Annotated in this window: 12 protein-coding genes; all 12 read right to left on the minus strand. The window is 63.8% G+C overall.

Translation table 11 applies throughout. The annotated features are described in order from the left end of the window. Positions 1 to 20 precede the first annotated feature (20 nt). Entirely contained in the window at positions 21 to 1,868 is a 1,848-nt protein-coding gene (gene nuoL, locus ACGI6K_RS09360; RefSeq protein WP_376949574.1) for an NADH-quinone oxidoreductase subunit L, read from the minus strand. Beyond that, the gene (gene nuoK / locus ACGI6K_RS09365; RefSeq protein ID WP_376949576.1) at positions 1,865 to 2,173 is read right to left on the minus strand and encodes an NADH-quinone oxidoreductase subunit NuoK; all 309 of its coding nucleotides are present in this window, start codon (positions 2,171 to 2,173) and stop codon (positions 1,865 to 1,867) included. Before nuoK ends, nuoL begins: the two co-directional genes overlap by 4 nt. Positions 2,174 to 2,177: 4 nt before the next feature. Next, positions 2,178 to 2,678 (minus strand): NADH-quinone oxidoreductase subunit J, encoded by a 501-nt coding sequence (gene nuoJ / locus ACGI6K_RS09370; protein ID WP_376949578.1) that lies wholly within the window; start codon positions 2,676 to 2,678, stop codon positions 2,178 to 2,180. A gap of 13 nt (positions 2,679 to 2,691) precedes the next feature. Next, the gene (gene nuoI / locus ACGI6K_RS09375) at positions 2,692 to 3,240 is read right to left on the minus strand and encodes an NADH-quinone oxidoreductase subunit NuoI (RefSeq protein ID WP_376949580.1); all 549 of its coding nucleotides are present in this window, start codon (positions 3,238 to 3,240) and stop codon (positions 2,692 to 2,694) included. 14 nt (positions 3,241 to 3,254) lie between these two features. Further along, entirely contained in the window at positions 3,255 to 4,244 is a 990-nt protein-coding gene (gene nuoH, locus ACGI6K_RS09380) for an NADH-quinone oxidoreductase subunit NuoH (RefSeq protein WP_376949582.1), read from the minus strand. Further along, positions 4,241 to 6,952: an NADH-quinone oxidoreductase subunit NuoG gene (gene nuoG / locus ACGI6K_RS09385; RefSeq protein WP_376949584.1), complete on the minus strand. Its 2,712-nt coding sequence runs from the start codon at positions 6,950 to 6,952 to the stop codon at positions 4,241 to 4,243. Before nuoG ends, nuoH begins: the two co-directional genes overlap by 4 nt. Before the next feature lie 152 nt (positions 6,953 to 7,104). Continuing rightward, the gene (gene nuoF, locus ACGI6K_RS09390) at positions 7,105 to 8,454 is read right to left on the minus strand and encodes an NADH-quinone oxidoreductase subunit NuoF (protein ID WP_376949586.1); all 1,350 of its coding nucleotides are present in this window, start codon (positions 8,452 to 8,454) and stop codon (positions 7,105 to 7,107) included. Continuing rightward, positions 8,451 to 8,945, minus strand: coding sequence for an NADH-quinone oxidoreductase subunit NuoE (gene nuoE, locus ACGI6K_RS09395; protein WP_376949588.1), 495 nt, complete (start codon positions 8,943 to 8,945; stop codon positions 8,451 to 8,453). Before nuoE ends, nuoF begins: the two co-directional genes overlap by 4 nt. 1 nt (position 8,946) lies before the next feature. Further along, positions 8,947 to 10,728, minus strand: a complete 1,782-nt coding sequence (gene nuoC / locus ACGI6K_RS09400) for an NADH-quinone oxidoreductase subunit C/D (RefSeq protein WP_376949590.1) — start codon at positions 10,726 to 10,728, stop codon at positions 8,947 to 8,949. A gap of 74 nt (positions 10,729 to 10,802) precedes the next feature. Next, positions 10,803 to 11,477, minus strand: a complete 675-nt coding sequence (locus ACGI6K_RS09405; protein ID WP_012701404.1) for a NuoB/complex I 20 kDa subunit family protein — start codon at positions 11,475 to 11,477, stop codon at positions 10,803 to 10,805. Positions 11,478 to 11,487: 10 nt separating this feature from the next. Next, entirely contained in the window at positions 11,488 to 11,901 is a 414-nt protein-coding gene (locus tag ACGI6K_RS09410; protein WP_012701403.1) for an NADH-quinone oxidoreductase subunit A, read from the minus strand. 429 nt (positions 11,902 to 12,330) lie between these two features. Continuing rightward, entirely contained in the window at positions 12,331 to 14,319 is a 1,989-nt protein-coding gene (locus ACGI6K_RS09415; protein ID WP_376949593.1) for a PhoX family protein, read from the minus strand. Positions 14,320 to 14,458 lie beyond the last annotated feature (139 nt).

A 14,458-nucleotide genomic window follows, 5' to 3' on the forward strand; every position in this document is an offset into this window, starting at 1 on the left:
TCAATTCCTTTCGCAAAATGTCAGGTCAACAGCACGATGCCGAGCAGCAGCACGGCACCGCCGACGATGGAGCCGGCATACCAGCGCAACTGGCCGGTCTCGCTGCGACTCAAAACCCCGTGACTATCGCGCGCCAGGCGCGGAATCACGCTGATGCCGCGGTCGATGGGGTCGCGACCGAGCAGGCGGCAGAGCTGCAGGTAGGGAGTGACGAACAGGCGGTCGTAAAGCCGGTCGAAGCCCCAGGCGGCGTACCACAGGGGAATCAGTTGGCGCGCCGGCTCGCTCCGGGCGATGCCGTCGAGCAGTTGCCGGTCGCCCAGGTAGAGGCGCGCGGCGAAGGCGATACCGGCCAGCGCGACGACGGCGGAAATGACTTCCAGCACGTGCTTGGCCCCGCCACCGGCATGGCCGGCGCTTTCCGGCAGCACGCCGTGTAGCGGCGGGACTATCCAGGCGCCGATGAAGGTGGACAGGACGATCAGCACCACGAGCGGCACGTTATGAGCGATGCCGTGTCCTTCATGCACCTCGCCCTTGGCTTCGCCATGGAAGGCGATGAAGATCAGCCGGAAAGTGTACAGGGAAGTTAGGAAGGCACCGACCAGACCGGCGAAAAGCAGCAGGACGCGACCGTTGGCGTAGGCTTCCCAGAGGATTTCGTCCTTCGAGTAGAAGCCTGCGGTCAGCAGCGGCAGGGCGGCCAGCGCCGCGCCGCCGACCAGGAAGCTGGCGTAGGCCAGCGGCAGCTTCTTGCGCAGGCCGCCCATCTTGAAGATGTTCTGTTCATGATGGCAGGCAAGGATCACAGAGCCGGAAGCGAGGAACAGCAAGGCCTTGAAGAAGGCGTGGGTCATCAGGTGGAAGATTGCCGCATCCCAGGCACCGACCCCCAGGGCGAGGAACATGTAGCCGATCTGGCTCATGGTCGAGTAGGCGAGGACACGCTTGATGTCGGTCTGCACCAAGGCGGCGAAGCCGGCCAGCAGCAGAGTCAGGCCGCCGACGATGCCGACCAGATCGAGGATCTCCGGGGTCAGCAGGTAGAGGCCATGGGTCCGGGCGATCAGGTAGACGCCGGCGGTCACCATGGTCGCCGCGTGGATCAGCGCCGAAACCGGGGTCGGGCCGGCCATGGCGTCGGCCAGCCAGGTCTGCAGCGGCAGTTGGGCGGACTTACCGACCGCGCCGCCGAGCAGCATCAGGGTGGCGATCCACAGCCAGTTGTCGCCTTCTGCGTATTTCTGCGCAGCTAGGCCGACCAGCTCCTGGATATTCAGGGTGCCTAGATTGAAGAACAGTATGAACAGGCCGATGGCCATGAACACGTCGCCGATGCGGGTAACGATGAAGGCCTTGAGCGCCGCGTTGCCGTTCTTGCGTTCGTGGTAGTAGAAGCCGATCAGCAGGTAGGAGCACAGCCCCACGCCTTCCCAGCCGAAGTAGAGGAATAGCAGGTTGTCGCCCAGCACCAGGAACAGCATGCTGGCGATGAACAGGTTGGTATAAGCGAAGAAGCGCGAGTAGCCCTCTTCACCGCGCATGTACCAACTGGCGAACAGATGGATCAGGAAGCCCACGCCGGTGACCACGCCGAGCATGGTGACCGAAAGGCCGTCCAGGTAGAGGGTGAAGCTCGGCGCGAAGCCGTCCACGCTCATCCACTGCCACAGCGTCTGGGTGAAGACGCCGCCTTCCGGCGGAGCGCTGTGGAACTGCCAGATGACGTTGGCGGCGGTCAGGGCCGAAAGGCCTACGGAGCCGACGCCGATCAGCGCGGACAGGTTCTCGGAAAGGCGTCCACGGGAGAAGGCCAGCAGCAGCCAGCCGATCAGTGGAAACAGACAGGTAAGGAATAGTAGGTTCATCCGCGCATCTCGCTAGCAGCGTCGATATCGAGGGTATGGAAGCGGCGATGCAACTGCAGCAGGATCGCCAGGCCGATGCTGGCCTCGGCGGCTGCCAGGGTGATCACCAGAATGAACATGATCTGCCCATCGGCCTGCGCCCAGCGGCTGCCGGCGACCACGAAGGCCAGGGCGGCCGCGTTCATCATGATTTCCAGACTCATCAGTACGAACAGGATGTTGCGCCGTACCATCAGGCCGATCAGGCCGAGGCTGAACAGCACGCCGGACAGCGCCAGACCGTGCTCCATGGGAATTGCATTCATCGGGTCACTCCTTGGCTTCGCGGCGGCCGAGGTGATAGGCGGCGACCAGCGCGGCGAGCAGCAGCATGGACGCCAGCTCTACGGCCAGCAGGTAGGGGCCGTACAGGGCAGCGCTCACAGCTTTGGCATCCACCGTCTGCTGGCCGACCAGGGCGCCGTCCGAGGTACCGAACAGCACGTATAGCAGCTGTACCAGCAGCAGGACGGAGAGCAGCGTCGGTCCGGCCCAGATGCCCGGTTTCAGCCATTGCCGTTCCTGTTCGGCGACGGCCGGGCCGAGGTTGAGCATCATCACCACGAAGACGAAGAGCACCATGATGGCGCCGGCGTAGACGATGATTTCCAGCACGCCGGCGAAGGGAGCGCCGAGGCTGAAGAAACACATGGCTACCGCCAGCAGGGAAACGATCAGATAGAGCAGGGCATGCACGGGGTTGGTGTGGGTGATCACCCGCAGGGTGGACGCCACGGCGAATCCGGCACTGAGGTAAAACGCGAATTCCATTTTTCCTGGGTCCTTAAGGCAGCAGGCCTTTCACGTTGATCGGCTCGGCTTCGTTCTGCGCGGCGCCTTTCGGCTTGCCGGTGATCGCCATGCCCGCCACGCGGTAGAAGTTGTAATCCGGGTACTTGCCGGGGCCGGAGATCAGCAGGTCCTGCTTCTCGTAGACCAGTTCTTGGCGCTTGTACTCGGACATCTCGAAGTCCGGGGTGAGCTGGATCGCTGTGGTCGGGCAGGCCTCCTCGCAAAGGCCGCAGAAGATGCAGCGCGAGAAGTTGATGCGGAAGAATTCCGGATACCAGCGGCCGTCTTCCTTCTCGGCCTTCTGCAGGGAAATGCAGCCGACCGGGCAGGCCACCGCGCAGAGGTTGCAGGCCACGCAACGCTCCTCGCCGTCGGGGTCGCGGGTCAGGACGATGCGGCCGCGATAGCGCGGAGGCAGGTAGACGGGTTCTTCCGGATACTGCAGGGTGTCGCGCTTGCGGAAGGCGTGGGAGAACACCATCACCAGGCTGCGCAGCTGGGTGAAGGTGCCGTACAGCACTTCTCGGATGTATTTGAACATGACGTGTCTTCTCCTTACTGGGCCGCCAGCACGAACGCGCCGGTCACCAGCAGGTTGAGCAGGGTCAGGGGCAGGCAGAACTTCCAGCTGAAAGCCATCACTTGGTCATAGCGCGGGCGCGGCAGGGAAGCGCGCAGCAGGATGAACAGCATGATGAAGAAGGCCGTCTTCAGGGCGAACCAGATGAAGGATAGTTGCGGCAGGATGCCGAACGGGCCGTGCCAGCCACCGAAGAACAGGGTCACCAGCAGTGCCGAGACCAGCACGATGCCGATGTACTCGCCGACGAAGAACATGCCCCATTTCATGCCCGCATATTCGATGTGGTAGCCATCGGCCAGTTCCTGCTCGGCCTCCGGCTGGTCGAAGGGGTGGCGGTGGGTCACCGCGACGCCGGCGATGAAGAAAGTGCAGAAGCCGAGGAACTGGGGAATGATGAACCAGGTGTGCTGTGCCTGGTATTCGACGATGTCGCGCATGTTGAAGGAGCCGGTCTGGGCGACTATGCCCATCAGCGCCAGGGCCATGAACACCTCGTAGGAGATGGTCTGGGCCGAGGCGCGCAGGCTGCCGAGCAGGGCGAACTTGTTGTTGCTCGACCAGCCGGCGAAGAGCACCGCGTAGACCGCAAGGCCGGCCATGGCGAAGAAGAACAGCAGGCCGATGTTGAGATCGGCCACGCCCCAGGTCGGAGTCACCGGGACCACCGCGAAGGCCATCAGCAGGGCGCTCATCGCGACGATTGGCGCCAGGGTGAAGATCAGCCTGTCGGCGAACGGTGGCGTCCAGTCCTCCTTGAAGAACATCTTCAGCATGTCCGCGCCGAGCTGGAACATGCCGAACGGGCCGACCCGGTTGGGACCGTAGCGATCCTGCCAGAGGCCGAGCAGACGGCGCTCGATGAAGCTGAGCAGGGCGCCGCAGACCACCACCACCAGCAGGATAACGATGGCCTTGAAGATGGCGACGACAATCTCGATGAGTTCGGGTGTGATCCAGCTCATTGCGCAGCCTCCTGCAGATCGCTGGCCAGACGGCCGAAGAGTGCGGCAGGAATACCCGGCAGGCCGTCGGGCAAGGCCACCAGGCCGGTACTCAGGTTTTCGTCCAGACGCAACGGCAGGCGCAGTTCCACGCCCTCGATGCGCAGGCCGAGCAGGGCGCCTTCGTTGACCCCGAGGCGTTCGGCTTCGGCCTTGGCCAGGGCCACGTAGGGCTGCGGGATCCGCTCCTGGATGGGCTCGGCGCGCGCGGTGGTCTCTTCGCTGCCGAACAGGTGATGGATGGGCACCACTTGCCAGTGGCCTCGAGGTGGGTCGAACGCCCGCGGCGGCTCGCTGAACCATGCCAGACGGTCACCCTGGGCCTCGATCAGGCGGATGCCCGGATCGCCGGCGCGCAGGTGGCCGCCCACTTCGTCCTGGAACTTGTTCCAGGCCTGCGGGGAGTTCCAGCCCGGCGACCAGGCGAAGGGAATCTGCTGGCGATTCTCGTTGCTGCCGGCGTAGCCCTCCATGGAGAAGGCGAAGGGGCTGTCCTGGTCCTGCGGCGTGCGCGGTTCGTGCACGCTGATGTTGGCGCGCATGGCGGTGCGGCCGCTGTAGCGATGCGGCTCGCGGGCCAGCTTCAGGCCCTTGATACGGAACGCGGCATTCGGAGCAGCGTCGCGGATGCCGGCCAGTTGCGGACGGGCATCGGCGCAGGCCCCGGTGACGTGATCGAGCTGGGTCCAGTCGACGGAGCGGCCCTGTAAGGCGCTGTGCAGGGCGTGCAGCCAGCGCCAGCTTTCGCGCACCAGGTTGCCGGCATCGTAGTAGCTGGGATCGAAGACCTGGAAGAAGCGCTGGGCGCGGCCTTCCTGACTGACCAGGGTACCGTCGGCCTCGGCGAAGCTGGCCGCCGGCAGCAGCAGGTGGGCCCGCGCCGCGGTGGCGGTACGCTGGTGATCGGCGACAATCACCGCCTTCGCCGCGGCCAGGGCGGCATCCACCCGGGCCGGCTCGATGCGACGATAGAGATCGTTCTCCAGGATCACCACGGCATCGGCCTCGCCGCTGACGAGCCGTTCCAGGGCGGCGTCCAGCGAGGCCCCGCCGAACAGGGTCAGACCCAGGCTATTGGCTTCCGGCACGACTAGGCTGATGGCGGCGTTCTTCTGCCGCTTGTGCAGGGCCTTGGCGATGTTCGCTGCGGCTTCCAGGAGGGCCCTGGAGCCAAGCGAGGTGCCGGAAACCAGCAGCGGACGCTTGGCAGCCAGCAGGGCATCGGCGATGCGTTGGGCCAGGGCGGCGGCTTCGGGATCGAGGCCTTCGACCGCTGGCGCCTCGGCGTCGATGGCGTGGGCCACGGCGAAACCGAGACGAGCCAGGTCGTCGGGTGCGGCATGCACGCATTCGGCCGCCACATCATCCAGGCGGGTCGCGGACAGGCTGGCGATGAACAACGGGCTCAACTCGTGCTGGGCAATGTTGCGCACGGCGGCGTTCAGCCAGGGCTGGACCTTCAGAGCGGCGGCCATTTCCTCGGACTTGACCTTGACCGACTGGCGCAGAGCTAGGGCGATGCGCGCGGCGGTCTGGGTCAGGTCCTCGCCGAGCACGAACACGGCGTCGTGGCTTTCGATCTCGCGCAGCGAGGGAACCGGCAGCGGGCTTTCCTGCATGATGCGCAGCGCCAGTTGCAGCAGCTCCTGCTCACCGGCCGCGACACCGCTGTAGAAGTTGTCGGGACCGACCAGCTCGTGCAGGGCGAAGTTGCTCTCCAGGCTGGCGCGCGGCGAACCGATGCCGATCACGCGGCGGTCCTTCAGCAGGGCCATAGCCCGGTCGAGGGCGGCGTCGATGCCGAGCTTGTCGTTGCCCTGCAGCGGCTGGCGCGGACGATCCGTGCGGTTGACGTAGCCATAGCCGAAACGGCCGCGGTCGCAGAGGAAGTAGTGGTTCACCGAGCCGTTGTAGCGGTTCTCGATGCGGCGCAACTCACCGTAGCGTTCGCCGGGGCTGATGTTGCAGCCGACCGAGCAGCCATGGCAGATGCTGGGGGCGAACTGCATGTCCCACTTGCGGTTGTAGCGCTCGGAATGGGTTTTGTCGGTAAACACCCCGGTCGGGCAAACCTCGGTGAGGTTGCCGGAGAACTCGCTTTCCAGCACGCCGTCCTCGACGCGGCCGAAGTAGACGTTGTCATGGGCGCCGTAGACGCCCAGGTCGGTGCCGCCGGCATAGTCTTGGTAGTAGCGCACGCAGCGGTAGCAGGCGATGCAGCGGTTCATCTCGTGGGCGATGAAGGGACCTAGCTCTTGGTTCTGGTGGGTGCGCTTGGTGAAGCGATAACGGCGCCTGGCGTGGCCGGTCATCACCGTCATGTCCTGCAGGTGGCAGTGACCGCCTTCCTCGCACACCGGACAGTCGTGCGGGTGGTTGGTCATCAGCCACTCGACGACGTTCTCGCGAAACTGTTTCGCTTCCTCGTCCTCGATGGAGATCCAGGTGTTGTCGGTGGCCGGGGTCATGCAGGACATGACGAGGCGACCGCGTTTGTCGTTCTCGTCGTTGTACTGCTTGACCGCGCATTGTCGGCAGGCGCCGACGCTGCCTAGCGCCGGGTGCCAGCAGAAGTAGGGAATGTCGAGTCCGAGGGACAGGCAGGCCTGGAGCAGGTTGTCCGCGCCATCGACTTCGAACGTCTTGCCGTCTACGTGGATAGTGGCCATGGTTCAGTTTTCTTCAATACCCGCCGCAGCGGGTGTGGCTAATGGAATCCGGTGCTGGCGCTGCGCGAGGCAGCGACCGACGTGGGTCGGGACGGAAGAGTCCACGGGGCAGGAGGGCCCCTGGCTCCGTCCGAGCAGCGTTTCGAGCAAATTCAAATTTGTGAGGCGGCGATGCTCTGGCGTGTTTCCACGGGGTTTGCCCGCACGCCGGTCTCGAACTCCTGACGGAAGTACTTGAGGGCGCTGCCCAGCGGCTCGACGGCGCCCGGTGCATGGGCGCAGAAGGTCTTGCCCGGACCGAGGAATCTGACCAGTTGCTCCAGGGTCTCCAGGTCGCCGGGCTGGCCTTCGCCACGCTCCAGGGCGCGCAACAGCTTGACGCTCCATGGCAGGCCGTCGCGGCACGGGGTGCACCAGCCGCAGGATTCGCGGGCGAAGAACTCCTCCAGATTGCACAGCAGCGAAACCATGTTGATGCTGTCGTCCACCGCCAGAGCTAGGCCGGTACCCATGCGGGTGCCGACCTTGCCTATGCCGCCGGCATACATCTGTGCGTCCAGGTGCTCGGGGAGCAGGAAGCCGGTGCCGGCACCGCCCGGTTGCCAGCACTTGAGCCGGTAACCGTCGCGCATGCCGCCGGCATAGTCCTCGAACAGCTCGCGAGCGGTGATGCCGAAGGGCAGTTCCCAGAGGCCGGGGTTCTTCACCTTGCCGGAGAAGCCCATCAGCTTGGTACCCATGTCGTCGCTGCCGGGCCGGGCCAGGGATTTGTACCAGTCGACGCCGTTACCGATGATCGCCGGCACGTTGCTCAGCGTTTCGACGTTGTTCACGCAGGTCGGCTTGCCCCAGACGCCGACGGCGGCCGGAAAGGGCGGCTTGGAGCGCGGGTTGGCGCGGCGCCCTTCGAGGGAGTTGATCAGAGCGGTTTCTTCGCCGCAGATGTAGCGGCCGGCACCGGTGTGCACGAACAGCTCGAAGTCGAAGCCACTGCCGAGGATGTTCTTGCCGAGCAGGCCGGCGGCCTTGGCTTCGGCAATGGCGCGGTTGAGGTTACGGGCGGCATCGACATACTCGCCGCGCAGGAAGATGTAACCGCGATAGGCCTTCAGCGCCCGGGCGCTGATCAGCATGCCCTCGATCAACTGGTGCGGCAACTGCTCCATGAGCAGGCGGTCTTTCCAGGTGTTCGGCTCCATTTCGTCCGCGTTGCACAGCAGGTAGCGGATGTCGATGGAATCGTCGGCGGGCATCAGGCCCCATTTGATGCCGGTGGCGAAGCCGGCGCCGCCGCGTCCCTTGAGGCCAGAATCCTTGACGATGGCGACGATGTCGGCAGGCGACAGTTCGGCGAGCGCCTTGCGCGCCGCGGCATAGCCGTTCTTCTGCTGGTATTCGTCGAGCCAGACCGGTTCGGCGTCTTCGCGCAGGCGCCAGGTCAGGGGATGGGTTTCCGCCGTGCGAGGAGTGCGGTTGGCGGGACCGATGGAGGGAAGAGTCATGGGTAGGCCTCCAGCAGTTGTTCTATTCCTTCGGGCGTCAGGTTGCCGAAGGTATCGTCGTCGATCATCACGGCCGGGGCCTTGTCGCAGTTGCCCAGGCAGCACACCGGCAACAGGGTGAAGCGGCCGTCGTGGCTGGTCTGGCCGGGAACGATGCCGAGTCTCTGGCGGAGGGCGGCGAGTATGGTTTCATGGCCACCGATGAAACAGGTCATGCTGTCGCACACGCGAATCACGTGGCGCCCCACCGGAACACGAAAGATCTGACTATAGAAGGTGGCCACGCCTTCGACGTCGCTGGCCGGGATGCCGAGAATCTCGCCGATGGCCGGGATGGCGCCGTCCGGCACCCAGCCGCGTTGCTTCTGGACGATCTTTAGCGCCTCGATGGAGGCGGCGCGCGAGTCCTCGTAGTGATGCATCTCGTGCTCGATGGCTGAGCGCTCGGTTTCGCTGAGGACGAAACGGTCGGTCTGAATAATTGAATTCATGTCAGCGGTCCACGTCGGCCATAACGAAGTCGATGCTGCCCAGGTAGGCGATCAGGTCGGCCACCATGCTGCCGCGGATCACCGAAGGGATCTGCTGCAGGTGGGCATAGCTCGGGGTACGGATGCGCGTGCGGTAGCTCATGGTGCTGCCATCGCTGGTCAGGTAGTAGCTGTTGATGCCCTTGGTCGCCTCGATCATCTGGAAGGATTCGTTGGCCGGCATCACCGGGCCCCAAGACACCTGCAGGAAGTGGGTGATCAGGGTCTCGATGTGCTGCAGCGTGCGCTCCTTAGGCGGCGGCGTGGTCAACGGATGGTCGGCCTTGTAGGGGCCTTCCGGCATATTCTTCAGGCACTGCTCAATGATCCGCAGGCTCTGGCGCATCTCCCCCATCTTGACCATGCAGCGGTCGTAGGCGTCGCCGTTGTGCGCCAGAGGGACTTCGAATTCGAAGTTCTCGTAGCCGGAGTAGGGGCGCGCCTTACGCAGGTCGAAGTCGAGACCGGTGGCCCGCAGGCCGGCGCCGGTGACGCCCCATTCCAGTGCCTGCCGGGTGTCGTACTTGGCCACGTCCATGGTGCGACCACGCAGGATGCTGTTCTGCAGTGCCGCCTTCTCGTACTCGTCCAGACGCTTGGGCATCCACTCGACGAACTCCTTGACCAGGGCGTCCCAGCCACGCGGCAGGTCGTGGGCGACCCCGCCGATGCGGTACCAGGCCGGATGCAGGCGGAAGCCGGTGATGGCCTCGACCACCTTGTAGGCACGCTGGCGGTCGGTGAAGGTGAAAAACACCGGCGTCATGGCGCCGACGTCCTGGATATAGGTACCGAGGTAGAGGAGGTGGTTCAGGATGCGGAAGAACTCCGCCATCATGATGCGGATCACGTCGACCCGCTGCGGCACCTTGATGCCGGCCAGCTTCTCGACGGCCAGCACGTAGGGCAGGTTGTTCATCACCCCGCCGAGGTAGTCGATGCGATCGGTGTAGGGAATGAAGCTGTGCCAGCTCTGCCGCTCGGCCATCTTCTCGGCACCGCGGTGGTGATAACCGATCTCTGGCACGCAGTCGACGATTTCCTCGCCGTCCAGTTGCAGAATGATGCGGAAAGCGCCGTGGGCGGACGGGTGGTTGGGGCCGAGGTTGAGGAACATGAAGTCCTCGTGCTCGCCGCCGCGCTTCATGCCCCATTCCTCGGGCTTGAAGCGCAGCGCTTCCTGCTCCAGGTCCTGCTTGGCCGCCGACAAGCTGTAGGGATCGAATTCGGTGGCGCGGGCCGGGTAATCCTTGCGCAGCGGATGGCCTTCCCAGGTCGGCGGCATCAGGATGCGGGTCAGGTGCGGGTGGCCTTCGATGTGGATCCCGTACATGTCCCAGATTTCGCGCTCGTACCAGTTGGCGTTCGGCCAGATACCGGTGGCACTGGGTAGCTTGAGGTCGCCCTCCTTCAGGGCGACCTTGATCATCACGTCGCTGTTCCGTTCGATCGACAGCAAATGATAGAAGACGCTGAAGTCGGCCTCCGGTAGGCCGCGGCGCTGGGTACGCAGCCGCTCGTCGACGCCATGCAGGTCATACAGCATGACGTAGGGGCGCGGCAGGTTGCGCAGGAAGCGCAAAACTTCGATGAGTTTTCCCCGTGCTACCCAGAGCACGGGCATATCCGTGCGGGTGCTTTGTACGGTGAAGGTTTCGGCACCAAAACGGGAGTTGAGTTCGGCGACCACGTCTTGGTCGTCGGCCTTGTACGGCGGAATGGACAGAACGCTGTCTGCAGTCATGGTCTCGGTCGCTTTTGATCAACGGACAGAATGAGCCTGGGCTTGCCGCGCGGATGGGCGCGGGGAAAGCCGGCTCAGACTTCGTCGGGGCTGCGCAGGTTGGTGACCTGGATACGCTGTTCGCGGCGCAGTTCCCGTTGCGAGGGCATCTCGGCTCGATAGATGCCTTGGTCGCCGACGACCCAGGAAAGAGGCCGGCGCTCCTGACCGATGGACTCCTGCAACAGCATCAGGCCTTGCAGAAAGGCTTCGGGGCGCGGAGGACAGCCTGGAATGTAGACGTCTATGGGGAGGAACTTGTCGACACCCTGGACGACTGAGTAAATGTCGTACATGCCGCCGGAGTTGGCGCAGGAGCCCATGGAGATCACCCACTTCGGTTCGAGCATCTGCTCGTAGAGACGCTGGATGATCGGCGCCATCTTGATGAAGCAGGTTCCGGCGATAACCATGAAATCGGCCTGCCGCGGCGAGGCGCGAATGACTTCGGCGCCGAAGCGGGCGATGTCGTGGGGGGCGGTGAAGGCGGTGGTCATTTCCACGTAGCAGCAAGAGAGGCCGAAGTTGTAGGGCCATAGGGAATTCTTGCGCCCCCAGTTGACCGCACCACTCAGCACGTCTTCCAGCTTGCCCATGAATATGTTGCGGTGAACCTGACCCTCGCTGGGGTCCGTTACGGTTTCCCGCTCTCCGATCGGATACTGCTCGTAGGAAGCATCCGGGTCGATCCTGGTAAGTTTGTATTGCATTGCCAAAGCCTCATTGTTTCAGCTTTGCCTGCCGATTACGGCGGCCTTCCGGAGCCCAGTCGAGGGCACCGATCCGCCAGAGATAGACAAGACCCGCCAACAGAATTGCTATGAAAATCATTGCTTCGATGAGCCCGGCCCAGCCGCTTTCGCGAACCGATACCGCCCATGCGAAGAGAAATAGGGCTTCGACGTCGAAGATCACGAAGAGCATCGCGACTAGATAGAATTTGGCCGAAAGGCGCAGACGCGCACCGCCGGTGGGAACGATGCCGGATTCGAAGGGTTCGTTCTTGCTGCGTCCGACGGCCTTGCTGCCGAGCAGGCGGGAAACGCCGAGCATGAAGGCGCACAGGCCTGCGACGCCTAACAGGAAAACTGCGAATCCCCAGTTGTGGGACAGCGTGGCAACTGCTTCAGACATGCCGGAACTCCTTGATCAAGGAACGGCTTAAAGGATGGATGGCTGCGTCAAAATGTAGCAGCCGCTTGGGGCGGTCACTCTATGCTCGTGCGGCATCGAAAATATTGTTCTGGATCAATTTTCCGCTACAAAAGGACTCACCGCGCACTTTCCCGGTGTTATACCGATCACAGTGCGCGGGGGTTGGGGGCTTGTGATATTGGTTTGCCAGATGCTTGAAAGAGCCGGTTGTACCTCGAAGGGAAGGCCTTTTTCACGGGAGCCAATGTCTTTCATTTCACGATAGCTCATCTGCCGAAAAAGCAAATTTCACCTTCCCGATCCGGACGGGTGGCGATCGGTGCGCTTGCCATGACGCCAAAGCGGAGCTTGGGTGGCGCTATTGATCATGACCGGCTGGGACCGGTCATACGGCTGTGAAGTCGGGAATCACAGTACCGGGCGCCAGCCTTCCCGGGTGATGACCACCGTCGAGGAGCGCGGCCGCTTGCCCGGACCATCCGGCCAGGTGCTGAGCAGGTTGTCCGGAGTCGAGCCTTCGCCGGGATGCTGGATGTTGACGAACAGCGTGCAAAAATCCGGCGTGGCGGTGAGGCCGGTGACCTCACAGCCGACAGGGCCGACGAGGAAGCGCTTCAGCTCGCCGCTGTCCGGGTCGGCCACCAGCATTTGGTTGTTGCCGAAGGGGCCGTCGCTGTGCTGGCTGCCGCTCATATCGGTCTGGATCCACAGGAGTCCCTGGGGATCGAACCAGAGTCCGTCCGGACTGGCGAGGATGTTGTCGGCGCCGAGCGGCTGGTTGTCCGGACCGCGGCTGTCGCCCTCGGGACCTGCCAGGAGGAAGAGGTCCCAGTTGAAGCGGGTGCCTGTGTGCTCCGGGCTTTCCTCCCGCCAGCGGATGATGTGCCCGTAGGCGTTGTCGGGTCGAGGGTTGGCTGCGTCGGCTTCGGTCCGGTTCGTGTTGTTGGTGAGAGTGAAATAGACCTCGCCGCTTCGCGGATGCACAGCGCCCCATTCCGGACGGTCCATCTTGGTCGCGCCCATGGCGTCGGCAGCCGTGCGGGTATTGATCAAAACCTCGCCCTGGTCGGCGAAGACGATGCCCTTGGCGGCGCAGGCTGCCTGGAAAGTCGCGTCCCGGATGTCGAGGGGCAGCCAGTCGCCCGTGCCGTCCGCGTTGAAACGGGCGACGTAGAGGGTGCCTTCGTCGAGCAGGCGGCTGTTATCGGGACGACCCGGAAGGAACTTGTCGCGGCTGACGTACTTGTAGATGTATTCGTTGCGCGAATCGTCGCCCGAATAGCAGACCAGCTGTTTGCCGGGACCGGTGGGTGCGAAGATCACCCCTTCATGGGCGAAGCGGCCCAGGGCCGTGTGCTTGACCGGCACGGAGCGGGGATCGAAAGGGTCGATCTCGACGATCCAGCCGAAATGATTGGGTTCGTTGCGGTAGTCGCCGCTGGCCGTTTCGGCCTTGCGGGTGGCGTCGAATCGCTGGAATTCGTCTCCTTCCAGGGTGTCCCAGCCGAAGCGCCCGGTCTTGCCGATGCCGTAGCGTTGCAGTTCGCGTGGCAATTCGCTGTCCTGGGTTGCGAAATAGTTCGCCCAGTTTTCCTCGCAGGTCAGATAGGTGCCCCAGGGGGTGAAGCCATTGGAGCAATTGTTCTGGGTGCCGCGGGTGGCGCTGCCGTCGGGGCTGTAGCGGGTGCGCAGCAAGGCGTGGCCGCGTGCCGGACCACGGATTTCCATCGGCGTGGCGGCGGTTATGCGACGACCGAACTTCGAGTCGCCGACCACTTCCCAGCCGTTGCGTGGAGAGCGCCGGATCTCTACTACCGAAACGCCGTGGGCATTGATTTCCTTGCGCACTTCTTCGGGGATCGTGCGCTTGCCGTCGACCAGGGTCGGGCCGTTGGGGTGCAATAGCGGCACATCGATATATTCGTGGTTGACCACCAGCAGACCGTGTTCGCTGTTTTGGCCTTTGCCGTTCCGGGCATCGATGGGGAAGTAGTGCATGCCGTCGTGGTGCATGCCGGTCTGCTCGGCTTGTTCCTGGGCTGTATTGCTGCCGTCTTCGCGATAAGCCGGATAGCTGCCACAGATCGGCGTGCCCCAGGGAATGAAGGTCTTGGCCTGATACCCCTCGGGTACGCTAATGGTGTCGGCACGCGTCACGGCTACCGCTTCGAACGCCAGGCGGCTGGGCTGCTTGAGCAGGCCGGGGGCCTCGCCAGCGTTGCCGGTTCGCGGTACTGTCACGCCGAGGAAGGCCAGCATGCCCATGGCCATGCCACCGGCGATCACCTGGCGGCGACCGATGCCCTGGATCAGATCGTCGATATGCGGGTTGTTCGAGTGATTGCTGGGTATTTCGTCGCCATCGCCAAACAGGGCGGTGTCTTTATCGGTCCTCACGGGGTATCTCCGTCTAGGGGAGGGAACCGGGACAAATCTAAACGGTAGGTACGACAGGAGAGTGACAGCAAGGGGAGCGGCGAAACGAAAACATCCCCCGGCAGAGCCGGGGGATGTCGTGGGTCACGCTGGATACGAA

It is taken from the genome of Azorhizophilus paspali, assembly GCF_043587585.2.
In the GTDB taxonomy this organism is placed as follows: domain Bacteria; phylum Pseudomonadota; class Gammaproteobacteria; order Pseudomonadales; family Pseudomonadaceae; genus Azotobacter; species Azotobacter paspali.